Below are 22,055 nucleotides of genomic sequence, written 5' to 3' on the forward strand. Positions count from 1 at the left end.
TCAGTATTGAAAACCTGAAACAAACGGAATGCGCCGCCCAGCTTTATCCGGCAATTTCCGCTGATTCAAACGTACCGTTTCGGTTGCCGCTGACGATGATCGAGTGACCCCAAAACATATCGCCGTCATCAAAGAATACTTCAAAATCTCCATCAGGATACACGCTGATACTGCTCAATTCCATGAGCTCCATGAACATCTTCTTGGTGATTTCCTCAAACTCCGCTTCGTCGTTATCTTGCAGCCATTCATTGGCCAGTTCGACCAATTCTTCGGCAGCGTAAGCCCGGATTTTGGCATTCCAATGCGCCTGGTCTTGAAATAGAATATGTGCGGTTTCCAGCGAAGCCTTCATCTGCCGATCGTCTTCATCCCAATCAAAGGAGAGCTTTCCATTTTGTCCGGCCCAGGTGATGTCCTTCTCAAACACATTGACCGGCTTGAACAGCTCAAAGGTGCCCAATTTCTCGTCTTCGTAATATACCGGCTTCAGCGATTCCTTCAAAATACTTTGTAATTCGTCGTCCTGATAGGCCGAATCTAAAACCTTTACCAGCATCATGGCCTGATCTCCCATACGAACATACAGTCTGACAACGGCATTCGCTTCCAATATATCTTTCGTTTTGTTCCATTCGTCATCATCGGCAAGCCATTTTAACTGCAGCTCTTCCTGAACAGCAGACTTGCTGCCGCTGAGCTCTTTCCAAGCAATCAACGGCATGGAGGCATTCCACATTACATCGTCGTTCGCTCTCAATGCTCCAATACCGGATGGACCGGTGACTGCGGCCACCTCAACCACTTCGTTCTTAAATCGCCTTTCAAACCGTTTCTTTTGACTCGATATCCCCATACTGTCTTCCTCCTGATTCACTATGTATATCTGTAAATATTGTGTATCGTGGATCTGCATTTCTTTGCTTATATTCGGACTGGAAGAACCAATCCAATTATACCAAAAACAGCTGGGAAAAAGAATCAATTTCCTCATTTCTCTTTCTCCGGCAACATAAAAAACACAACCAAAATCTCAATTTGGCCGTGTCCGGTCACTTTTTGTCTATACCTCTTGATGTTCTAGTATTGGATCATCTAATTTCGCCGCTTTCTGAGTTTATTTCTCGTATCAGCCGAGATACTGTTTCAGTATGTCCAGCCCCATTTTCAACTCATCTAATGAGTTTGTAGAAGAAAGCCCAATGCGCAAATACTTTTCGCGTGAAGTCTGCCCGCTGAGAAAACGGTCAGAATGAAAAACCCGAATGCCGCGCATTTTCAAATCCTCTTCCAACTGAGATGAATCAGCATTCTTTTCAATAGAAAGCCAGCGGTAAAAACTAAGGGGATGTTCACCAGGCTTATTCGGAGAAAAATACTCTGCGTAAATCTCATTTGCAGACTGTACAAGCCGTTTCTTTTGCGACACAATTTCATGAGCCTTGCCTGATAGAATCAGCTCCGTGACGACCTCCGCATCTAACGAGGACGTTTTGACATTGACGTTGAAAATGCTCTGTAAAATATTCTGGCGGAAGGCATCCCCATACACCATATAGGCGACTCTTAATCCGGAGCATATGGACTTGGAAGTGCTGCAAATATATACGCTCTGGTCCGGAAGCAAATTGAACATCGGCTGCTGATAATCGGAGATAATACCTGCCGTCAGAAATGCATGGATATCATCCTCGATCAAAATCAAATGATGCTTGCGGATAACCGCCGCTAATTCATGTTTTCGAAAATCTGAAATCATGATTGTTGTGGGATTACAGCAAGAAGGCATCAGAAAAACCCCGTGTATTTTTGTTTGGCAGCACTGTTTTTCAAGTTCATCCGGCAGCATCCCAAACTGGTCTCCGGGAATGGGGACCAACTGTACATGGAGCATTTTTGCCAACTCAATAAAGTTTGAATAGGTGTATAAATCGGTTGCAATCCGATTACCAGGCTCAAACAGTGCCGTCAATGCAATGGCCAGCGCATTTTGAGCCCCGGAAACAATCGCCATATGCTCTTGGTCTGCCTGAATACCGAAAGACTCCATCCAATTTAACCCTGCCGTTTTTTGATGCGGAATTCCTGTCGGATCATTGTAATTTAAAAGCTTATCCAAATAGCTTTTCTCCGCAACCTTTTGCATAAGCTCCGATACGATTCCGTTGGTTTGTTCAAAAGAGGCTACAAATCCAAGATCAATAAGATTTGTGATGTTATCCGCGGAGATGGTAATAGAACGGGCTGCATTGGGAGATACAAAGGTTCCGCTTCCGGTGATTGCATAAATCAAACCCTTGAACCCGCACAATTTGTAGGCACGGGTAACCGTGGTAAAGTTTAAGTCGAGAAAATCCGCCAATTCCCGCTGTGGTGGCAGCTTTGTCCCGGGCGCCAAGAAGCCGTTTACAATATCCTGTTCAAGCAGCTCCGCAATCGAATAATAATAAGGACGCTTTAACGCTTTTTTATCAGGTTTCCAAGACATTGGATAATGATCAAATGAATTTACCGGCATATTGCACCTCTTAGATCGTATTCCATACAATCATATCATTTATTGTATGGAATTTTATAATTGATCAGCTCCCATTTCAAAGATTGATTTTGAACAAAAGAATTGTAATCCATACAATTCTTTTGTTCATTGTATGGATTTTGTGTGTTAAATTTGTATGGAATAAAGTTTCAGCTAAGGATGTGGATCATATGAAAAAAAGAAATCAAATATGGATTGCTTGCCGCGCGGCTTTTCCACATACGCTTCCGATTTTGGCGGGCTTTGTATTTTTGGGGATTGCCTACGGAATCTATATGAATTCATTAGGGTTCAGCGCCATTTATCCAATCATCATGAGCTTTGCCATTTTTGCAGGCTCAATGGAATTTGTCGCAGCCAATTTTTTGCTTGGGGCGTTCAACCCGCTGAACGCTCTTTTCTTAACTTTAATGGTGAACGCACGCCATTTGTTTTATGGCATTTCTATGCTGGATAAGTATAGGGGAACCGGTAAGAAAAAGTTTTATCTGATTTACGGGATGTGCGACGAGTCTTTTTCTATCAATTGTACCGCCCATATTCCGAAGAATGTAGACAAGGGCTGGTTTATGTTCTTCGTGACACTGCTTAATCATTCTTATTGGGTCATAGGAGCGGCGATCGGCGGCATTTTCGGATCTCTCGTCAAGCAACACAGAAGGGCTCGATTTTGTGATGACCGCTCTTTTTGTTGTGATTTTTATTGAACAGTGGATGAAAGAGAAACGGCACTTTAGTGCCCTCGCAGGACTTGGACTTTCGGCAGCAAGCCTTATGATTTTTGGCGGAAACAACTTCATGATTCCTGCCATGCTTGCGATTCTGGGAGTGCTTACCGCTTTTAGAAAACCATTGGAGAAAGTTGAGGTTGCCGCATGACAATGAGTGTAACGCAGCAAATGATCACGATTGCTATGGTTGTGCTAGGCACAATGCTGACAAGGTTTCTTCCATTTATGATTTTCCCATCGGGCAAACCGACGCCGAAGTATATACAATATCTCGGCAAAGCGCTGCCATCGGCGGTCATCGGGCTTTTGGTCATTTATTGTTTTAAGGATGTGAGTTTACTTTCCGGCAGCCGCGGCATCCCTGAATTTATTGCAGTAGCGGCAGTTGCGCTGCTTCACTTTTGGAAGAAAAATATGCTCCTTTCCATAGCAGGGGGAACGATCATCTACATGATGTTAGTGCAATGGGTTTTTTAATTCCGCTTTTATTCGAAGGAGGAGCCGGCAATGAAGAAGAAAATTGACGAGGTCAACATTTACGAAAAACACTATCAACAAATTTATAAACATGTAAAGAACGATCCGTATGCACAATCGCTGGGAATTCAGCTGACAACATTTGAAGCAGGCTTTGCGGAAGCAATGCTTGAAGTAAGAAGCCATATGGTAAATGCATATGGGACTGTTCACGGGGCAGTGCTATACGCATTAGCAGATCATGCTTTTTCGGCAGCGTGCAATGCATACGGAAAAACATCATTAGGACTCTCGACAACCATCCAGTTTATTGAATCAGCTAAACCAGGGGACAAGATCGTTGCCCGCGCGACAGAAATCAAGCGAAACTTCCGCACAGGTTTTTATCGAATCGACATCTTACACGGCGAAAATCTGATCGCAACCATGGAGGCAGTGTCTTATCGCAAGAATCATTATTTTATTGAACTTGATGAAACTGATTAACTTGTCTTAGGGATAGTCAATGCAGGTTTCTTAGTACCCGGAGCCGCCCAAATCCCTCAACTCAAGAACCATGACATCGTCGATTCTATATATAACTTGCAAGATAGAGGGCTTAAACCAAGATCATAAAACCTCCTAAATATTAAAACTTTCAATTCTATAATAGTCTTTTTAGCGTCGAAGTCGTTCCTTTATATCAAGTAAATGACCCTGCTTTTTTAATGGGATCAACGGGTAAGGGGGGAGCGACTTGTCTTACTGATGGCATGCTTTGAAGTATTCGTCAATACAGGAGATCAAATTAACTAAGGAAGAATAAAAAAAAGCATTAGAATGAACTGGCTCTCAATGCTTTTAGTGACACAACTGCAGATATTGTGGAGTCCGTAACAAGCATGACAGGAAGATATTCTTGTTGATGTACCAAGTTTCACTCGTTCCTGAAGCTTCAGGTGAAAGAAGAATTGCATTCTAAAAATTGAGGAAGTTCGTTTAAATCTGGAATTAAACATTTAAACAAGAGGTAAATTTATATGCCTAAAATGGACAATATGCTAGCAATCCTATGGATGCTTAGTTCAGGTGAAAAAATTACTGCAAAACAAATTTCAGAAAAGTTAGAAATAAATATAAGGACTGTATATCGTTATATTGATACACTTTCAACAAGTGGTGTACCTATCATTTCAGACCCGGGACATAACGGCGGGTACACTTTATTGCATAATTTTATTAAAGCTCCTCTTTTTTTTGATGTTGAGGAGCAAATCTCACTATTTCACGCTGCTGTTTTTGCAGAAGAAGCCGGATATTATGGAGGAGAAGCACTAAATAGGGCTGTTTCAAAGCTGAGTAAATATTCAAATCAAGAGCAGAAAACAAAGATAAACCAACATTTAATCAGTCTTGAAGTAATAAGTCGATTAAGTTCCTTCTCGATGGAACCTTTCTTAAAGGAGTTGGAGCTGGCCGTAGCTGGCGGATACTCTGTAAAAATTCTATACCATAAAAGTGGCGAAGAGCAATCAAGTAATAGATTGGTTGATCCGTACAGAATGATTTATTGGAATCATAAGTGGTATGTGATTGGATTTTGTCATCTTAGAAAGGATATCCGCAGTTTTAGAGTAGATCGAATTGAAAGTCTAAAGCTAACCGAAAATAAGTTTAACCGGCCAGAGAAATTTTCAGCACGTGACTTTTTTATGAAAAACCTCCTTCCGACAATAGAAGATAAGGAAGGGATTATCCCTTTGGTTATTAACGGGAATACAAGAGCGTTGGATGATATTTGCCAACATTGGTTTTTAGGACATTATTTGCAAGAAAGGTCTTCAAACCAAGCTGTATTTCTTCTTGAAAAAAATATGATACATACATATGTACCTCATTTACTTTTACCGTACGGTAAATCAATTCGAGTTATTGAGCCAATAAGTCTTAAGAAAAGACTTATCGAAGTTCTGTCGGAATTAATAAAATTTCATCAAGCATGATAACTTCCCTGACGTTAACTGTCAGGGAAGTTATATTATGATGGGCTATATCAATTGTGATCGGAGAGTGATTGGATGCAAACAAAAAAAGTGTACCTTTATGTATTTCATACAATGTCAGACTGGGAATATGGATATTTAATTGCTGAACTGAAATCAGGAAGATATTTCAAAAAAAGTTTAGCCCCTTTAAAAGTAGTTACAGTAGGAGCTAATAAAGAAATGATTACTACGATGGGAGGACTGAACATAACGCCAGATATTTCCCTTGATGAGTGTACTCTTGAGAGTAAAGATCTTTTCATTTTGCCTGGAGGGAATACTTGGGGAGAAGGTATTCATCAACCTATCTTGAAAAAAATCGGCGAAGCTTTAAAGCTTGGCACTATTGTTGCTGCAATTTGCGGTGCAACTGAGGGCCTCGCGAATATTGGATACCTAGATTCCAGAAAACATACCAGCAATAGCTTAGAATATATTAAAATGGTCTGTCCTCATTATAAAGGAGAAAAATTTTATGAGATGGGGCCTGCAGTATCTGACGAGAATTTGGTTACAGCATCAGGAGTAGCTCCTCTGGAATTTGCGAAAGAAGTACTGAAAATATTAGATGTGTTTGCACCAGATACATTAGATTCATGGTATAACCTGAATAAAACTCATCAACCTGAATACTTTTTTCAGCTAATGAATTCAATAAATGGATGAGCTAAAAAATCAACATAATGACCAAGCTTTAGACGATGTCAAAGCAGGCTGCCGATGTTCTCGGCAGTCTTTTTTGATTTCCACCTAAATTATCCAGAAATTTCACAAAATAAAAAATCCTTTTTTTAGGTTTTGGGGCCATGTTGTTTTTATGAAAGGACCGGCGATCACCATTGATACGGCTTGCTCTTCATCCCTCGTTGCTGTTCATATGGCGTGTAAATCTTTGCTTACAGGTGATTGCGAAATGGCGATCGCCGGCATAGAGAAATATTAACCATTCCTTCGATAAAAGATAAAATTAGAGGCTACCTGGCATACCATAATCAACTGATCAATTCCGGTGCCATCAACGCCAACATTCATCACTTGTTATGCGGCGATATGACCGAAAGAGGGTGGACGCGCTCTACCGCTCACAATTATCTGGAATATGAATTAAAGGGAGACCATGTTACGATCTTTGATCCTCAATATATTGAGGAGAACGTAAATACGATTTGGTCTATTGTGAAAAGCATTAAAGAGCGACACCAAGATGAACTTGCATTTCATGAACAACTGTCATTGGCAACCTCTGAGAGAGACAAAAAATTTGATAGAGGATAAGGTTTACTAGTAATTTTTTGATCAACGTTTGCCGAAGAAAAAAAGCTTGTCGATAAAGTCCAGATAAACGGCTTCGTCGATAAGCTTTTTTGTTAAAGAAGCAGTTGATCGCCTATGACTTTACATAACATCAATTGCTTCCGCTCAATATATAAGTATATAATTATATAACAATATCCAAACTGGAGGAGCATCAAGTGAATAGAACAATTGTAGAGACGGATAAGGCGGCAGAAGTATTAAAATTGCTCGGGGATAAAACACGCTTAACGATGGCGGCTATTCTAAAACAGCGTGAATGTTGTGTTTGTGAATTTCTCGAAGTGTTTACCATGAGTCAGCCGTCCATTAGCCAACATCTTCGCAAACTCAGGAATGCAGGATTATTGAATGAAGAGAAAAGAGGGCAGTGGGTTTACTATTCTTTAAATCCGAAAAGCGAATTTTTCGAATTAATTGATGAGCTGTTAAAACATTTACCAGACCAAACAGAACAAATCAAAAAAATAAATGCAAGCAAGGTTACAGCTCGTTGTGACTGCTAATAACAGTGGAGAAGGGGGCTTGAGAAAATGAGTCATACAGAAAAAAAGCGATTGTCTTTTCTTGACCGCTATTTAACACTTTGGATTTTCCTTGCCATGGCGATCGGAATAGGCACAGGGTTTGTTTTTCCCAGCTTCGCAGACGGACTAAACCGTTGGCAAATAGGAACAACATCTATACCACTTGCGATCGGCTTAATTTTGATGATGTATCCTCCTCTTGCCAAAGTGCGCTATGAAGAGATGGGAAGAGTTTTTACAGATATCAAAATCCTTTTGTTATCGCTTGTACAAAACTGGATTATCGGCCCGATTCTCATGTTCTTATTAGCCATTGTATTTTTGCCTGATAAACCAGAGTATATGGTTGGACTCATTATGATTGGTTTAGCCCGTTGTATTGCCATGGTTATTGTGTGGAATGATCTAGCAAAAGGCGACGCTCAATACGCGGCAGGGTTGGTTGCTTTTAACTCTGTTTTCCAGGTACTGTTTTTTTCAGTTTATGCTTATATCTTTGTAACTGTCATTCCAGAACGGCTTGGTATTGAAGGCGCAATCGTTGATATTACAATGGGCGAAGTCGCAAAATCTGTATTTATTTACTTAGGTATTCCGTTTATTGCTGGAATGTTAACACGCTTAATACTTGTTAAAGCAAAGGGCAGACAATGGTATGAAAAAGTATTCATTCCGAAAATCAGCCCGGTTACGCTTATCGCTTTGCTGTTTACCATTGTCGTAATGTTCTCATTAAAGGGAGATATGGTGATAAGCTTGCCGCTAGATGTAGTCCGGGTTGCGATTCCGTTACTCATTTACTTTGTCGTGATGTTTTTTGTTTCGTTCTACTTAGGAAAGAAATTCGGGTCAAACTATGGGGTTGCCGCAACATTAGCCTTTACAGCAGGCAGTAATAACTTTGAATTAGCAATTGCGGTGGCTGTCGGTGTATTCGGCATTCACTCGGGTGCTGCGTTTGCAGCGGTTATCGGCCCTTTAGTTGAAGTGCCGGTTATGATCGGATTGGTGAACGTTGCTCTTTGGCTGCGCAAGAAATACTATGGTTCAAATGTCAAAGCACAATGAGCGAAAGGTTGGATGAAAAAAATGAGCAAAGAAAAAAAGACGATTTACTTTTCTTGTGTACAGGGAATTCTTGTCGAAGTCAAATGGCAGAAGGGTTTGGCAAAAAATATTTAGGCGATGAATACAATGTATATTCGGCTGGAATTGAAGCCCATGGTTTAAATCCGAATGCCGTAAAAGCAATGAAGGAAGCAGGAATAGATATTTCAAACCAAACTTCAGATATGATTGATCCTCAAATTTTAAACAAGGCTGATTTTGTCGTTACATTATGTGGCGATGCCAACGATAAATGCCCAATGACGCCCCCGCACGTCAAACGTGATCATTGGGGATTCGATGATCCAGCCAAAGCAGCAGGAACTGAAAAAGAGAAATGGGCTGTATTCCAGCGGGTTCGGGATCAAATTGAAGAAAGAATCAAGCGGTTTGCGATCGCGGGAAAATAAAAAAATGAAGGCCCTTCTGTTTTGAAGGGCCTTTCATTTGGTTTTACAACAACTTTTCCATTGCCATCACATCAACATTCTGTCCATTTCGAAAGTAATATTGAAGCAGTCTTTTTTCCGCTTGTCGGCTCGAACCAGGTTTTGCTGTGACTAATGATAGCGCGAAATTAAAAAAGAACCTGGACGTTTTTACCAGGTTCTTTTTATATTGCACGAAAACAGACACGATGATATAATAAGATTACGTTTGTTTTCCGTAAAATAGCATAAGTATCCTATCTTACATTTTAATTGTACCATGCCGGAAAGCTCTTGTCAAATTTTTTTTCGAAGGAGAGATGGAGAATGAGTTCTTTGGTTCTCGGTTTTCACGAAATGGAAAAAACACAGCTTTTGCTCGTTGGGGGAAAGGGGTTACATTTAGGGGAATTATCAAAAATTCAAGGAATACAAGTGCCAGAAGGATTTTGTGTCACAACAGCAGGATATCAAAAAGCAATCAAACAAAATGAAACGTTCCAAACGTTGTTGGATCAACTGACCAAGCTAAAAGTGGAAGATCGGGATCAAATTGGTGAAATCAGCAGGAAGATTCGAAAAACCATTATGGAAGTAGAAATTCCTTCCGATGTTGTGAAAACAGTTGTTCACTATCTCTCCCAGTTTGGCGATGAACATGCTTATGCCGTGCGTTCTAGTGCGACTGCTGAAGATTTGCCGCATGCCTCTTTTGCCGGTCAACAAGACACCTATTTAAATGTCATCGGCAAAAAAGCAATTTTGCAGCACATCAGCAAATGTTGGGCATCCCTATTTACGGACCGCGCGGTCATCTACCGTATGCAAAATGGATTTGACCACAGTCAAGTTTATATATCCGTTATCATCCAAAAGATGATTTTCCCGCAGGCTTCAGGGATTTTATTTACCGCTGATCCCGTTACTTCCAACCGAAAGCTGCTATCCATCGATGCCGGTTTTGGACTTGGAGAAGCGCTGGTCTCCGGCTTGGTATCTGCCGATTGTTATAAAGTACAGAAAGGGGAAATCGTCGAGAAGAGGATCGCAACCAAAAAATTGGCGGTCTATGGACGAAAAGAAGGCGGAACGGAGACAAAGCAGATCGATCCCGATCAGCAAAAGACGCAAACACTTACTGACCGGCAAATTTTACAACTGGCACGCATCGGAAGACAAATCGAATCTTATTTCGGCCAGCCGCAAGATATCGAATGGTGTTTGGCCGATGATACATTTTATATTGTCCAGAGCCGGCCGATCACAACTTTATACCCGATCCCTGAAGCGGATGATCAGGAAAATCACGTTTATGTATCTGTTGGTCACCAACAAATGATGACAGCCCCCATGAAACCATTGGGATTGTCTTTTTGGCTATTAACGACTTCAGCAAACATGCGCATAGCTGGCGGAAGGTTGTTTGTTGATGTTGCACCTCTGCTGGCTTCACCTGCCAGCAGAGAAACTATATTAAAACTTGGACAATCCGATCCGCTCATAAAAGACGCACTCGTGACCGTGCTAGAGCGAGGAGATTTTATAAAAAAGTTACCAAATGATGAAAAAGAAATGGGCCCCGGTAAAAACACAAAAAGTATGCCGCCTGCGGATTATCAAACATTAAAAGACTACGATCCGACAATCGTTTCTGATTTGATTAAACGCAGTCAAACATCGATAGAAGAGTTAAAACAAAAAATCCAAACAAAATCAGGAACGGATCTGTTTGATTTTATTCTGGAAGATATCCAGCAATTAAAGAAGAGTTTATCTGATCCACAAAGCTTTGGTGTAATTATGACAGCCATGAATGCTTCATCATGGATCAACGAAAAAATGAACGAGTGGTTAGGTGAAAAAAACGCAGCAGATGCGCTTTCTCAATATGGAGCGAAAAACCAATTACACTTGTCCCGCTGATTCTGGGTAACATCAAAAACTTTGAACCTAATGAAAGCCATCGGAAATTTGAACAAGGGCGGCGTGCGGCTTTGCAAAAAGAACAAGAAATAGTAGAGCGATTGAAGCAATTGCCGGATGGTGAGCAAAAAGCCAAAGAAACTAAACGAATGATCGGCCTCATCAGGAATTTCATAGGCTATCGGGAATATCCAAAATACGGCATGATTCATCGCTACTTCGTTTATAAGCAGGCTTTACTGAAAGAAGCCGAAAAACTCGAACAAGCGGACGTTATTCTCGAAAAAGAAGATATATACTATCTCACTTTTGAAGAACTTCACGAAGCCGTACGCACAAATACAGTAGATTACCAGATCATCAGCAAACGTAAAGACGAGTACAAATTATACGAAAAACTAACTCCACCGCGCGTTATCACGTCTGATGGCGAAATCATTGCAGGTGAGTACAAACGAGAGAATCTCCCGGACGAAGCTATTGCAGGTCTTCCTGTTTCTTCCGGAGTGATAGAGGGACGAGCGCGTGTCATCTTAAACATGGAAGATGCTGACCTGGAAGATGGGGATATTTTGGTCACCGCCTTTACGGATCCCAGCTGGACACCATTGTTTGTATCCATCAAAGGCCTGGTCACCGAAGTCGGCGGCCTGATGACCCATGGAGCAGTTATCGCACGTGAATACGGCTTGCCAGCCGTTGTCGGAGTAGAGAATGCTACCAAACTGATAAAAGATGGACAACGAATTCGCGTGCATGGAACCGAAGGCTATATCGAAATATTATAATGGCTGTCTATTGCACATAAAAGCCTTATTAACAAAATCAACAAATATCACTCATAAAAAGAACTCTCCGGATTCGGAGAGTTCTTACATTTTTATCCGCATGTTTGCGCGTGGTGTCAGCTGCACTGGTATTACAGCGGCTGGAGAAGAAAACGAGAACACCAAAACGATTAGTAAGATGGGTAACACATGAGAAAACGGCGCAATTGTCAACAAAACAGAACAGTAAGATCAATTTGACCTCTCTTTTCAAATCTCATTCTAGTTTACATAATATATATTCTCGGAAGTTAAACTTGTAAGAGAAATTCCGTCTCGAAATATTAAGTATACTAGAAAATTGAGACGGAATTTCAAAATTTAGAATGAATTACGATTTAATTACTTATATACGTAGCAAGTTCCATCAATAACTGTTACACATGTATATGTTCTAGAATAAGATTTGCCGTTACTGTCTCTAAAGAAAACAGTTACAGTGCCGTTGCCGTTCCACTGGAATTGATATGCATCTGGATATTTGTCCCGAATCGGAGTTAAATCCGGTGCTGCACTTGCAGGTAATCCGGATACTAACAAAGCCCCGGCAACTGCCAAAGCTCCCACTGCTTTTTTGAATTTGCTTTTAAACATAACACACATCCCCTTTTCGTTTTTTACCTATTAAATGCTTGTCCATTTAATAGACACCTTGATATTACCACTGCGAGGATGAAAAATTTGTCATATTGTGTAGGATTGAGAAAAAATTCAAAAATTAAACATATTTTTACATTTAATTAATAAACGATCTGTTTATGAGTTCTTCATCTTGCAATCGGTGAAAAGCCAATTTGATATTTTATTTTCCCGCCGCATACACAACAATTTCTTTCCCCCATTTACGTATATGTTTTTCCGGCGTCATGCCGATCCGTTCGGCAACTTTTCTGGAAGCCAGATTGTTAACGTCGATTAAAGACACGAGTTTTTGAACGTTCATGTTTTTAAATCCGTACCGTTTACATGCTGCGGCGGCTTCAGTTGCGTAGCCGTTTCCCCAGACGCGCCTTGCAAACGAATAGCCGAGTTCCATTTCGCGGACGCCTTCGACTTCCTGCGGAACGATGCCGCATTGTCCCAAAAATTCGCCCGTTTCTTTATGCTCGACGATCCAAAGCCCTGTGCCGTGTTTTGCGTAATTGTTTAGCATCTTAGCGATCCATTCGATCGTTTGCTTTTCATCTTTTGTCGACGGATAGTATTCCATTGCGATTGGATCAGAAAAAATCTCCAGCAAATTGCAAACGTCTTTTTTTGTCATGTTTCGCAATGTGAGCCTCTCAGTCGTTAAAACGATGTCTTTCATCGGTTTTCCTCTCCTTAGAAGTTGCTTATGACGGAGAAATCAGTTCATTATAAACCGTTTCCAATTCTTCTAATGAAATATCCCCGTATGTGCACTTGATCACCGCATCGGCGAATTCGTCGTAGTCGTCATCTGTAGAAAAGCCTTGCTGCAGCTTTTTCGCGTAAGCGTCGATTTGTTCCTTTTGTTTTCGAACGTCTTTTTCCTTACCCGGATAATCCGGTCCGTTGATCAAGCTGCTGTTTTCTTTGACCAGCAGCATGTACTGTTTTAACGTTTCATTCATTTTCCTGGTCACCCGTCCTTTCTATTCTAATGTTCCTGTTTTGCTCCGCCCGTATCCCCTTTTACAAAAATCTTCCTCTATCATACCACATGCCGGACTGAAAAAACGGACACCATATCGGTGTCCGTTAGACTTATTTAGGCTCTGTTCCCCAAATCAGCTTGCCGTTTTCATACAATGTGATTTTTTTAGTATTTTTAAAAGTGGTTGTTGAGTTTGTAAAGGAATAATCGCCGTTTTGTGCGTAATTGCTCCAGCCGTCATTGTGAAGGCGGATCTGGATTTCCCCGGTACTTGCTCCCGGTGAGAGCGTTCCGTTTTTAAAACCGAGTTCAAGATACGTATCTGCGCCCTTTACGGATTTCGCTAATTTCACGAATTTGTGAGAAATGTTGCTGCAGCCGATTTGAGCGTAGTCGCAGTCGAAATTTTGTCCTTTGCCGTTCGCTTTATACCAGTAGCGGACCGTCACTTTCTTTAAATCAACCGTTTTTTTGCTGTTGTTTTTAATGTTGAGCTGCGGGCGGATTTGGTTGCCGTTCACATTCCCGTCCCCCGCTCTGTATTGTACAGCGACGCTGTTTCCCTGTTTGCCGCTGTTTTGATCAGAGTTTCCTTTGTCTTTTGAATCAGAGTTATCTTTGTCCTTTGAGCCGGAATCAGGGCTGTCTTGTGAGCCGGAGTTATCTTGAGAGCTCCGGATATTCTCCCTTACGAATTTTCCTGAGGCAGATAAGTCAGACAGCTTCCACCCTCCTGTTTTAGACGCTCCAGGATTTAAAGCGGCGGATGATTCCTGTTTGTCGGAAAGGCTCCAGTTGACCCAGCTGATTTTCTTGCTGTTTAGATATGTCAGCCATTCCCGAGACTGGTCAAGGTATACTCCTCCGTTTCCGGAAGCGTCGCTTGTCCCCCATTCGGTAACGAAAATCGGAGCGCCTTTGCTCAGTGCATAATTCGCTTTATCTCTTAAAGATTGGCCGTGTGTTCCTGCGTAAAAGTGAAGCGAATACATGACATTGGCGTCTTTCAATTGATTATCTGCTGCATCGTTGACATCCTGGCTCCACGTTCCTGTTCCGACGATGATGATGTTATCCGGATCGTTTTTGCGGATCACTGAAATCACTTCTTCCGCATACGGCTTGATATCGCGGTTCCAGTTTACATCACCGTTCGGTTCGTTGGCGATTTCATAAATGACGTTCGGCGTATTTCCGTAAAGGCTCGACATTTCTTTGAAAAACTCTTTAGCCTTTGCTTTATTTTGATTCGGGTTGCCGTCGCTTAAAATATGCCAGTCGATGATGACATAGATGCCGAGTTCTTTTGCCGCTTCAACAGCTTCTTTGACTTTGTTTTTAACGGACGGATTATCGATGTAGCCGCCCTCACCCGTGTACATGGCTGCACGGAAGACATTGATGCCCCAGTCATCTCTTAGCCATTTTAAGCTCGATTTATTGACATAATCACCGTACCACTGCAAACCGTGCGAGCTGATCCCTTTCAATTGGACCGCTTTTCCGCTTTGATTGACGAGCTGAGTACCTTTAATCTTAAGCTGGCCGTTTGCGGCAACCGGCGTTTTGGAAGCGGCTGCTGCCGCTGGCGCCATTGCTCCGCTGAAAACGAGCGCTATTATCGCAAAACATGCAATAATTGAACGTTTGACATGTTGCATTCTTTTCCCTCCAAAATGAAAATTTTAAAAGTATGCCGTTTTACGGGTGCTTCTCCCTCCTTTTCACGTTTATGGCACGATCCTGATTCTAAAAATCTTTTCGTTAATCGTCCATCAACCATATTGCTTGTTTTTAAGGTCTTGAAAATCTATCAATTTCCTCTTTTCGTATTGATGAGGAGGGCAGAATGCTATTTTAATGTAACGTTCAACACGAAACGAACAGGACTTCCCACATTTATTTTCTATATATTCTTAATTTTATGAATACAGTTCAGGATACTTCATTGAATGAAAAAACGATTTTTAGGAATAAAGCTCCAAAAAATCGCCATGTTTTTCACCTATATTTTGTGACGCTTTAAAGACAAAAAATAAAATCAACCTGCTACAACGTTATTTCTTTACGTCAGCTAAAAATCCGATGAGCTTCGTTCCGATTCCGACAAATGTTTCAAGGATCGCCTGTGCGCCCGCTATCGACAAAATAAAAATGACCGGGGTGCTCGCTTTCGGAATGAGCAGATAGCCGAGACCGATGATAATGGCGCACCAAATCCCTGCGCACCAATAGCAATTCAGCAAATAGCCGACGTTTGATTTGGGTACTTTTTTCACGTCGACATGGCCTTTTTCATCGATGATTTTCTTGTTCTTCATAAACGGCTTTCGGATAAACTCTGTGATTTTGTCAAAGACAATCAAATGGGTTAACCGATAGCTGGCGAGAATCAGCATCACATACGTAAGCCACGATATATCCTCCATCCTGAGCCTCCAATTATACGAAAGTGTCTATGTTTAGGTATTCCCGATTCTTCTTGACTTATTGCGCTTTATGCGATTTTTTCGGAATGTGATGTAGATCACGAATTTCTCTTTGTAATCGCGATACATTTAACCTGGAACATCATTATAAGCATCAGGAGGTTTTATAATGGATACAATCTTTGATCAAACAACGAAAACCGGTGATATTGTTGCGCGTTTTCCAAGAGCCAGCCGGCTGTTAAAGGAATATCGAATTGATTTTTGCTGCGGCGGGAACCGTCCGATCGCAGAAGCCATTAAAGAACAAAATTTAAACGCTGAAGAAGTATTATCAAAAATCAATGCACTATACCAGGAGACGAAAGAGTTAAATGAAAAAGAAACAAATTGGAACGAAGCCTCCTATTCCCGGTTGATTGATTATGTGGTTCAGACCCACCATGCTTATTTGTTTGAAGTGCTTCCTGAACTGTCAGGCTTTGTCACAAAGGTATACCGCGTCCACGGCACCCATCATCCGGAGCTGGCCAAAGTTCACCAATTGTTTCATCAGCTCAAGGCTGAATTGGAGCACCATTTGATTCAGGAGGAAGAACAGATCTTTCCGAAAATCAAATCTTACGAAGAAACAAAGTCAGAAGCGCACTTAGCTGAAGCAGTAAAGGCGATCGATGTGCTTGAACAAGAGCATGAGGCCTGCGGAAATATTTTGAAAGAGCTCAGAAAAGCAACCAATGACTATTCCCTTCCTGAAGGGGCCTGCACGACATATACACTGACTTACTTAAAACTCGATGAATTGGAAACAGACATTTTTCAGCACATTCATTTAGAAAATAATATTTTGTTCCCTCGTTTAGAGGCCGAAGCAAAGCAATAGAAAAGAAAAGTCTATTATGGGGGAAGCACTTGCTCTGTCACATTCTGTTTTCCCCTAAATCTTGTAGTAGCGAAGCCCATGCAGCTGTTTTACATCTGCAAAGCTTCGCTCTATTATTTTGTCTGGCTTTTTTTTAATCTTCTCCTTATGTTCCTCTTGAGACAAATTCTTTTTGATCATCGTATTGAAACTTACACTTTGGATCATTTAGAAAAAACAAAAGCTGCCGAGAAAATCTCGACAGCTTGATCAAGGTTTTTTAATCCTCTGACGCAATGTCTTTTACAGGCAATGCTTCTCCTTCCCGATGCGTCGGCTTGCGGAGATGGAACAATGCCTTGATGCTGAAAATCAGAAGCAGCACAATACCGATCAAAAAGACGGTATCTGGAACAGCACGCCATGTAAGCAGCGTCTGAACTGCGTCCTGCTGCAAAAACTCGGGCGCCCTTGAGCTCCAATATCCTTCTTCAAATGCTTTTTTCAATTGAAGAAAGCCGACCGGAAGCAAGCTGATAAAGACCATTCCGAACAAGCCGATGTTCAGTGTCCAGCATGCGATTTTCAGCCATTTATCATTCCATGCACGAGGTTTGACGATATTGCGCAATGTGTACAGCCAAACGGCAATAGCGAACATACCGTATACTCCCATCATCGCCCCGTGTCCGTGGGCAGGCGTTAAAAACTGGCCGTGTTCAAAATAGCTTACGGCAGGAAGGTTGATTAAAAAGCCCAATACGCCTGCACCGACCAGATTCCATATGGCCGTAGAAATTAAAAACCAGAATGTTGCTTTATAAGGGAAATGATGCCCCCCATCCCTCATCATCTTGTATTGTTCATAAGCTTCCAGGACGAGCAGTGTAAGCGGAATAACCTCTAAGCAGGAGAAAACCGAACCGAGCCCGATCCATATTTCTGATGAGCCGTTGTAATAATAATGGTGTCCGATTCCGATTACACCGCTTCCCAACAGCAATATCAGCTGAAAGTAAAGCGCTCTGACGGTTGACTTTTTCGTCACCAAATTCATCTGTACCAGCAAAAAGCCGATGACAACGACGGCAAACACTTCAAAGATCCCTTCCACCCATAAGTGGATGATCCACCAACGCCAAAAATCGGACATCGTGATGCTTGTACCGGGGTTGAACATAAAGGCGGCGCCGTAAAACAGAGGTATGGCGATTGATGAATAAAACAGCAAATGAATCAAACCGCCTTTATCCGTCTCTTTTTTAAGGCCGCGCTTAATGCCCCTGAAGACGATAAACAGCCAAATCAGCATGCCCAGTGCGAGTATGATCTGCCAGAATCGGCCCAGTTCAATATATTCCATTCCTTGATGGCCGAATAAAAACCAATTGTTCCCCAAATAGCCTTTCGCACCGAGCCATTCTCCGACGATCGAGCCGCCGACAAGAAAGATCAGCGCCCAGAACAAAATATCGACGAGTAAACCTTGTCTTTTCGGCTCCCTGCCGCCGACAAGCGGAGCCGCAAAAATTCCCATGCCAAGCCATGAGGTCGCAATCCAAAAGATTGCAAGCTGCAAGTGGTACCCTTTGGCGATGCTAAATGGAAGCAGATTTCTGATCCAATCGATGCCAAAGAAGCTGTCAGGCTCGATATAATAGTGGGCAAGCAATGCCCCCAGCATGGCCTGAACAAAGAACAGCAGGGAAACAACGGCAAAATACTTCCCTGTTTTGACTTGCGATAAAGTGAGCGGCTGCTTCTCCAAATCAAAGGCCGGGAATTTCCCTTCTTGATAAGCCTCCTTCATTCCAAGCTTGTAGCGGTAAAACACAAATAAGATGATGCCGACAAATAAAATAAGAATCGTAACGCTGGCGCCGCTCCACCACACCGCGGCAAATGACATCGTATTGCCGGCTTCTTCATCATACGGCCAGTTGTTTGTATAGGTGATGTCATCCCCGGGCCTCAATGTGCTGGACAGCCAGGCCGTCCAAAAGATAAAATCAGAAACCTGTTTGATCTGATCCCCGCCCGAAATCCAAGCTCTGTTGCGGTCAGGCATATGGCTTTCCTTGATCAAACCAGACTCAAGCCCCCAGCCATCGCCTTTTGTAAATACTTTGCGGTAATGAGTGCGCACTTTTTCGAGTCCGTAGACTTGGGCCTGAGTCAGCTGTAATGTGTCGGAATCTTTGTTATAGCGGTTTTTTCTCATTTCACTGATCACTTTACTGCGGATCACAGACTGCTTTTCATCGGAAAGCTTTTCAAAGCGTTTTCCATATTGCTCCTGCGCTTTAAAGTCCTGCATCCCTTTTGTATAAATGTTCAGGGCTTCTGCCGTATAATCGGGCCCCATGTAAGATCCGTGGCCCAAAATGGTCCCGTAATCCATGAGCGCATATTTTTGAAAGACGGCCTGTCCACCCTTGATCGACGATTTTGTCATCAGCACCTCGCCGTTTGGAGCGGACACTTCAAGCGGTCTTGGCGCAAGCCCCTTGAAGATCCAATATCCTCCCAATAACAACACCGAAAAACTTGCAATCAGCGTAAAAACGAGAACCGATTTCAAAAATCCGTTTTTTGCCGGCTTCTTGTTTGGCACCGTCTCCCTTTGAACTTCCATCTGATTCACTCCTTTCTTATTTGCATGTCCTAAGATACTGGATATGCATCACACCGGTTGTGAACCAGATCACTTAAATGATGGCAGATTTGTGAATTAAAAAAACAGGCTTTCCATTGAAAAAGGAGAGCCTGTTTTTTATTTATTCACAGCCGTTCAGCCATTCCTGATCATGTATCATAATGCCGCTTCTGTCGGAGGAAAGCAGTTTTTTCTTTTTCATTTCATTAAGGGTCCTGTTAATTGTTTCCCTTGATGTTCCGACCATATTCGCAAAGTCCTGATTGGTAATCGGCAGATTAATATAAATGCCTTCTCCTTTTTTGACCCCGTGTTCATCTGCCAGCTTCTTTAAAGCGTGAGTCAGGCGGTGCTGGACGTCTTTTGAAATAAATCCTTGAATGCGTTCCTGCAGATCAAGGATTTTTTTTCCCATGATTTGCATGACTTTCATTGTCATCTCCGGGTATTTCATGAGCAGTTCATTAAAATCGTCAATGCGGATGACGATCAATTCGGTTTCTTGGACTGCTTCAGTCGTTGCCGGATATGGGGAGCGGTCAAAAAAACCGACGTGCGGAAACATATCTCCGCTTTGTAAAAGCGAAATCACTTGTTCATTGCCTTCTTCATCAATCTTATAGGTTTTCACAAGTCCTGATTTGACGAAAAAAACGGCTTCCCGCTCTTCCCCTTCCATAAACACAAACACTCGCGGCTGATATTTCCGCTTTATCGCAATCTGTTCGATTTGGCTGAATTCTTCGCCATTCAAACCGCTGAAAATCAGAAACTGTTTCAGAAACTCCATTTAAACCTTCAATCCCTTCAGGCATTTTGCCAGGTCTTCCTTTAAATGCGCCTTTCAAGCGCAAAAAGCTCCTCTTCCATCGCTGCCGCTTTTTCTTCAACAACCCTGCGGCTGTCTTTAAGCGCCTGATTATAAAAGTAGGGGCCCAGCTTTTCCTTTATGAATTCAAACGTCTGAATCGCCGCAATATCGCCGATTTCCTCCCCTCTTTCTTCATAATAAAAACGCTTGATCTCACTCATGACTGCTTGTTTTTCTTCTTGTGTCAGCTGTAAAAGCATAAATCGCACTCCTTTTATTTTCATGATAAACGAAAATGTTAAATCAATGAACGAATATTTTTTGTAGAACCAATTCATTCTTTTGCCCCCGCCTCTTAAACATCAATCAATCCGATTGCCGTGTGATGTTGTTCACAATGTTTGTTGAAGACTTTTTGTAAGATAAACATGCTAATGAAATATTACATTTTTCCCTTTTGAAAGGAGCAAAGCCGTCATGGTAAATCGTCAAAAATTGCAGTTGCCGCTGCAGTCATTTAGTTTGGTGGCAGGATTTATGGCTTGGGTGTTGATTTCATCTTTAATGCCTCATATTAAAAAGGATATTCCCCTGACTGAAGGCGAGATTTCCCTGGTTACCGCTATCCCGGTCATACTTGGGTCGCTGCTTCGGATACCGCTTGGGTACTATACAAACAAATTTGGGGCGCGATTAACGTTCATGATCAGTTTTTTGCTGCTCCTGTTCCCGATTTTTTGGATCAGTGCAGCTGATTCATTGTCCGATTTAGTCATCGGCGGATTTTTCCTGGGGATCAGCGGAGCGGTCTTCTCGATCGGAGTAACATCTTTGCCAAAGTATTATCCGAAAGAAAAACACGGTTTTATCAATGGGATTTATGGAGCCGGAAACATTGGAACGGCAATTACCACGTTTGCCGCTCCCGTTATCGCCAAAACCGCGGGGTGGCCGAATACGGTTCGAATGTATCTGATCCTGGTCGCTGCATTTGCTTTGCTGAACTTTTTATTTGGAGACAAGAAAGAACCGAGGGTTACAGTTTCGGTAAAAGAGCAAATGAAAGCCGTCTATCAAAATCAAAAACTATGGTTTTTAAGTCTGTTTTACTTTATCACATTCGGTTCTTTTGTGGCGTTCACAGTCTACCTTCCGAACTTTCTTGTGAACCACTTCGGACTTGATCCGGTTGATTCAGGCCTCAGAACCGCCGGCTTTATCGCCGTCGCGACTTTTCTCAGACCTGTCGGGGGATGGCTTGGAGATAAGTTCAACCCGCTGAAGCTCTTAATGTATGTTTTCGCAGGCTGTACGCTGTCCGGAATTTTACTGGCCTTCTCGCCGAATCTAGGACTCTACGGATTCGGGGTACTGACAGTCGCCGTATGCGCCGGAATCGGAAACGGAGTCGTCTTCAAATTAGTGCCGCTTTATTTTTCGAAACAAGCCGGAATCGTCAATGGCATCGTTTCGGCAATGGGCGGTTTAGGCGGATTCTTCCCGCCGCTCATCCTGTCAAGCGTCTTTCAGGCGACAGGCCATTATGCGATCGGATTCATGGCTTTGTCTGAAGCGGCCCTTGCCAGCTTTGTCATCGTGGCATGGATGTATTTTCAGGAATCGGGGAAAACATCGTCAAGGACAGACACACGCGATGTCCAATAAGCGCACTTCATACGAAAGACCTGAGACTATTGCTCTCAGGTTCTTTTTCTGTGACAATCGGATTATGTTCACAAGATTGTTATTACTTTCGAGACCGTTCAGGCTTATTTAACGGTA

General features: G+C 42.2%; 20 protein-coding genes and 3 pseudogenes. 13 read left to right on the forward strand and 10 right to left on the reverse strand.

The window, feature by feature from the left end; translation table 11 throughout:
• Positions 1-43 precede the first annotated feature (43 nt).
• Both NSQ39_RS09480 and NSQ39_RS09485 read right to left on the reverse strand, forming a co-directional pair.
• Complete coding sequence (locus tag NSQ39_RS09480) at positions 44-856, reverse strand: DUF2262 domain-containing protein (protein ID WP_175075142.1); 813 nt, start codon at positions 854-856, stop codon at positions 44-46.
• Positions 857-1,129: 273 nt separating this feature from the next.
• Positions 1,130-2,518: an aminotransferase-like domain-containing protein gene (locus NSQ39_RS09485; RefSeq protein WP_175075143.1), complete on the reverse strand. Its 1,389-nt coding sequence runs from the start codon at positions 2,516-2,518 to the stop codon at positions 1,130-1,132.
• Positions 2,519-2,709: 191 nt separating this feature from the next.
• On the opposite strand from NSQ39_RS09485, the pseudogene azlC reads away from it, so the two are divergent.
• From azlC to NSQ39_RS09530, 11 genes and pseudogenes are all read left to right on the forward strand, one after another.
• Positions 2,710-3,418: pseudogene (azlC, locus tag NSQ39_RS09490) on the forward strand (azaleucine resistance protein AzlC).
• Positions 3,415-3,747 carry a branched-chain amino acid transporter permease gene (locus tag NSQ39_RS09495; RefSeq protein ID WP_046131409.1) on the forward strand — a complete coding sequence of 111 codons (333 nt, stop codon included), beginning with the start codon at positions 3,415-3,417 and terminating at the stop codon, positions 3,745-3,747. The pseudogene azlC and the gene NSQ39_RS09495 overlap by 4 nt, the downstream one beginning before the upstream one ends.
• A gap of 30 nt (positions 3,748-3,777) precedes the next feature.
• Positions 3,778-4,233: a PaaI family thioesterase gene (locus NSQ39_RS09500; RefSeq protein ID WP_175075144.1), complete on the forward strand. Its 456-nt coding sequence runs from the start codon at positions 3,778-3,780 to the stop codon at positions 4,231-4,233.
• Positions 4,234-4,766: 533 nt separating this feature from the next.
• Entirely contained in the window at positions 4,767-5,729 is a 963-nt protein-coding gene (locus NSQ39_RS09505; protein WP_175075145.1) for a helix-turn-helix transcriptional regulator, read from the forward strand.
• Positions 5,730-5,804: 75 nt separating this feature from the next.
• Positions 5,805-6,437 carry a type 1 glutamine amidotransferase family protein gene (locus tag NSQ39_RS09510; RefSeq protein ID WP_175075146.1) on the forward strand — a complete coding sequence of 211 codons (633 nt, stop codon included), beginning with the start codon at positions 5,805-5,807 and terminating at the stop codon, positions 6,435-6,437.
• Between the two features lie 151 nt (positions 6,438-6,588).
• Positions 6,589-6,714 (forward strand): beta-ketoacyl synthase N-terminal-like domain-containing protein, encoded by a 126-nt coding sequence (locus NSQ39_RS23085; RefSeq protein ID WP_082094117.1) that lies wholly within the window; start codon positions 6,589-6,591, stop codon positions 6,712-6,714.
• A pseudogene (locus tag NSQ39_RS23090) lies at positions 6,699-7,046 on the forward strand (hypothetical protein); the annotation flags it as partial. The gene NSQ39_RS23085 and the pseudogene NSQ39_RS23090, both read left to right, overlap by 16 nt.
• Before the next feature lie 197 nt (positions 7,047-7,243).
• Complete coding sequence (locus NSQ39_RS09515) at positions 7,244-7,591, forward strand: ArsR/SmtB family transcription factor (protein ID WP_175075147.1); 348 nt, start codon at positions 7,244-7,246, stop codon at positions 7,589-7,591.
• A gap of 27 nt (positions 7,592-7,618) precedes the next feature.
• Complete coding sequence (gene arsB, locus NSQ39_RS09520) at positions 7,619-8,680, forward strand: ACR3 family arsenite efflux transporter (RefSeq protein ID WP_046131404.1); 1,062 nt, start codon at positions 7,619-7,621, stop codon at positions 8,678-8,680.
• 8 nt (positions 8,681-8,688) lie between these two features.
• Positions 8,689-9,129 carry an arsenate reductase (thioredoxin) gene (gene arsC, locus NSQ39_RS09525; RefSeq protein WP_272901819.1) on the forward strand — a complete coding sequence of 147 codons (441 nt, stop codon included), beginning with the start codon at positions 8,689-8,691 and terminating at the stop codon, positions 9,127-9,129.
• 345 nt (positions 9,130-9,474) lie between these two features.
• A pseudogene (locus NSQ39_RS09530) lies at positions 9,475-11,858 on the forward strand (phosphoenolpyruvate synthase).
• A 381-nt stretch (positions 11,859-12,239) separates the two neighbouring features.
• On the opposite strand, the gene NSQ39_RS09535 reads toward NSQ39_RS09530, so the two are convergent.
• The 5 genes from NSQ39_RS09535 to NSQ39_RS09555 form a co-directional block, all read right to left on the reverse strand.
• The gene (locus NSQ39_RS09535) at positions 12,240-12,491 is read right to left on the reverse strand and encodes a hypothetical protein (protein WP_046131402.1); all 252 of its coding nucleotides are present in this window, start codon (positions 12,489-12,491) and stop codon (positions 12,240-12,242) included.
• A gap of 208 nt (positions 12,492-12,699) precedes the next feature.
• Positions 12,700-13,206, reverse strand: a complete 507-nt coding sequence (locus NSQ39_RS09540) for a GNAT family N-acetyltransferase (protein ID WP_046131401.1) — start codon at positions 13,204-13,206, stop codon at positions 12,700-12,702.
• A gap of 25 nt (positions 13,207-13,231) precedes the next feature.
• On the reverse strand, positions 13,232-13,492 hold the full coding sequence (locus tag NSQ39_RS09545) for a YnfE family protein (RefSeq protein WP_046131400.1): 261 nt from the start codon (positions 13,490-13,492) through the stop codon (positions 13,232-13,234).
• A 133-nt stretch (positions 13,493-13,625) separates the two neighbouring features.
• Entirely contained in the window at positions 13,626-15,176 is a 1,551-nt protein-coding gene (locus NSQ39_RS09550; RefSeq protein WP_175075149.1) for a cellulase family glycosylhydrolase, read from the reverse strand.
• 396 nt (positions 15,177-15,572) lie between these two features.
• The gene (locus tag NSQ39_RS09555; RefSeq protein WP_046131398.1) at positions 15,573-15,944 is read right to left on the reverse strand and encodes a DUF1360 domain-containing protein; all 372 of its coding nucleotides are present in this window, start codon (positions 15,942-15,944) and stop codon (positions 15,573-15,575) included.
• A 169-nt stretch (positions 15,945-16,113) separates the two neighbouring features.
• Here NSQ39_RS09555 and ric point away from each other — a divergent pair, with 169 nt between their 5' ends.
• Complete coding sequence (gene ric / locus NSQ39_RS09560) at positions 16,114-16,827, forward strand: iron-sulfur cluster repair di-iron protein (RefSeq protein WP_046131397.1); 714 nt, start codon at positions 16,114-16,116, stop codon at positions 16,825-16,827.
• A gap of 259 nt (positions 16,828-17,086) precedes the next feature.
• On the opposite strand, the gene NSQ39_RS09565 is transcribed toward ric, so the two are convergent.
• The 3 genes from NSQ39_RS09565 to NSQ39_RS09575 all read right to left on the reverse strand — a co-directional run bounded on the left by NSQ39_RS09565 (position 17,087) and on the right by NSQ39_RS09575 (position 20,611).
• Complete coding sequence (locus NSQ39_RS09565; protein ID WP_175075150.1) at positions 17,087-19,441, reverse strand: nitric-oxide reductase large subunit; 2,355 nt, start codon at positions 19,439-19,441, stop codon at positions 17,087-17,089.
• A gap of 142 nt (positions 19,442-19,583) precedes the next feature.
• Positions 19,584-20,252: a Crp/Fnr family transcriptional regulator gene (locus NSQ39_RS09570; RefSeq protein WP_341014663.1), complete on the reverse strand. Its 669-nt coding sequence runs from the start codon at positions 20,250-20,252 to the stop codon at positions 19,584-19,586.
• A 41-nt stretch (positions 20,253-20,293) separates the two neighbouring features.
• Positions 20,294-20,611 (reverse strand): DUF2164 domain-containing protein, encoded by a 318-nt coding sequence (locus NSQ39_RS09575; protein WP_231947465.1) that lies wholly within the window; start codon positions 20,609-20,611, stop codon positions 20,294-20,296.
• A gap of 139 nt (positions 20,612-20,750) precedes the next feature.
• Between NSQ39_RS09575 and NSQ39_RS09580 the strand changes: the two genes are divergently transcribed.
• Positions 20,751-21,938: a nitrate/nitrite transporter gene (locus NSQ39_RS09580; protein ID WP_046131394.1), complete on the forward strand. Its 1,188-nt coding sequence runs from the start codon at positions 20,751-20,753 to the stop codon at positions 21,936-21,938.
• Positions 21,939-22,055: the final 117 nt, after the last annotated feature.

This window comes from Bacillus sp. FSL W8-0848, from assembly GCF_038007805.1.
Classification (GTDB): Bacteria; Bacillota; Bacilli; order Bacillales; family Bacillaceae; genus Bacillus; species Bacillus glycinifermentans.

What these genes read in the sequence shown, in the direction of transcription:
- NSQ39_RS09480 (WP_175075142.1), bottom strand. Translation starts at nt 856, where the DNA reads ATGGGGATATCGAGTCAAAAGAAACGGTTTGAAAGGCGATTTAAGAAC.
- NSQ39_RS09485 (WP_175075143.1), bottom strand. Translation starts at nt 2,518, where the DNA reads ATGCCGGTAAATTCATTTGATCATTATCCAATGTCTTGGAAACCTGAT.
- NSQ39_RS09495 (WP_046131409.1), top strand. Translation starts at nt 3,415, where the DNA reads ATGACAATGAGTGTAACGCAGCAAATGATCACGATTGCTATGGTTGTG.
- NSQ39_RS09500 (WP_175075144.1), top strand. Translation starts at nt 3,778, where the DNA reads ATGAAGAAGAAAATTGACGAGGTCAACATTTACGAAAAACACTATCAA.
- NSQ39_RS09505 (WP_175075145.1), top strand. Translation starts at nt 4,767, where the DNA reads ATGCCTAAAATGGACAATATGCTAGCAATCCTATGGATGCTTAGTTCA.
- NSQ39_RS09510 (WP_175075146.1), top strand. Translation starts at nt 5,805, where the DNA reads ATGCAAACAAAAAAAGTGTACCTTTATGTATTTCATACAATGTCAGAC.
- NSQ39_RS23085 (WP_082094117.1), top strand. Translation starts at nt 6,589, where the DNA reads ATGAAAGGACCGGCGATCACCATTGATACGGCTTGCTCTTCATCCCTC.
- arsB (WP_046131404.1), top strand. Translation starts at nt 7,619, where the DNA reads ATGAGTCATACAGAAAAAAAGCGATTGTCTTTTCTTGACCGCTATTTA.
- NSQ39_RS09535 (WP_046131402.1), bottom strand. Translation starts at nt 12,491, where the DNA reads ATGTTTAAAAGCAAATTCAAAAAAGCAGTGGGAGCTTTGGCAGTTGCC.
- NSQ39_RS09540 (WP_046131401.1), bottom strand. Translation starts at nt 13,206, where the DNA reads ATGAAAGACATCGTTTTAACGACTGAGAGGCTCACATTGCGAAACATG.
- NSQ39_RS09545 (WP_046131400.1), bottom strand. Translation starts at nt 13,492, where the DNA reads ATGAATGAAACGTTAAAACAGTACATGCTGCTGGTCAAAGAAAACAGC.
- NSQ39_RS09550 (WP_175075149.1), bottom strand. Translation starts at nt 15,176, where the DNA reads ATGCAACATGTCAAACGTTCAATTATTGCATGTTTTGCGATAATAGCG.
- NSQ39_RS09555 (WP_046131398.1), bottom strand. Translation starts at nt 15,944, where the DNA reads ATGGAGGATATATCGTGGCTTACGTATGTGATGCTGATTCTCGCCAGC.
- ric (WP_046131397.1), top strand. Translation starts at nt 16,114, where the DNA reads ATGGATACAATCTTTGATCAAACAACGAAAACCGGTGATATTGTTGCG.
- NSQ39_RS09565 (WP_175075150.1), bottom strand. Translation starts at nt 19,441, where the DNA reads ATGGAAGTTCAAAGGGAGACGGTGCCAAACAAGAAGCCGGCAAAAAAC.
- NSQ39_RS09570 (WP_341014663.1), bottom strand. Translation starts at nt 20,252, where the DNA reads ATGGAGTTTCTGAAACAGTTTCTGATTTTCAGCGGTTTGAATGGCGAA.
- NSQ39_RS09575 (WP_231947465.1), bottom strand. Translation starts at nt 20,611, where the DNA reads ATGAATTGGTTCTACAAAAAATATTCGTTCATTGATTTAACATTTTCG.
- NSQ39_RS09580 (WP_046131394.1), top strand. Translation starts at nt 20,751, where the DNA reads ATGGTAAATCGTCAAAAATTGCAGTTGCCGCTGCAGTCATTTAGTTTG.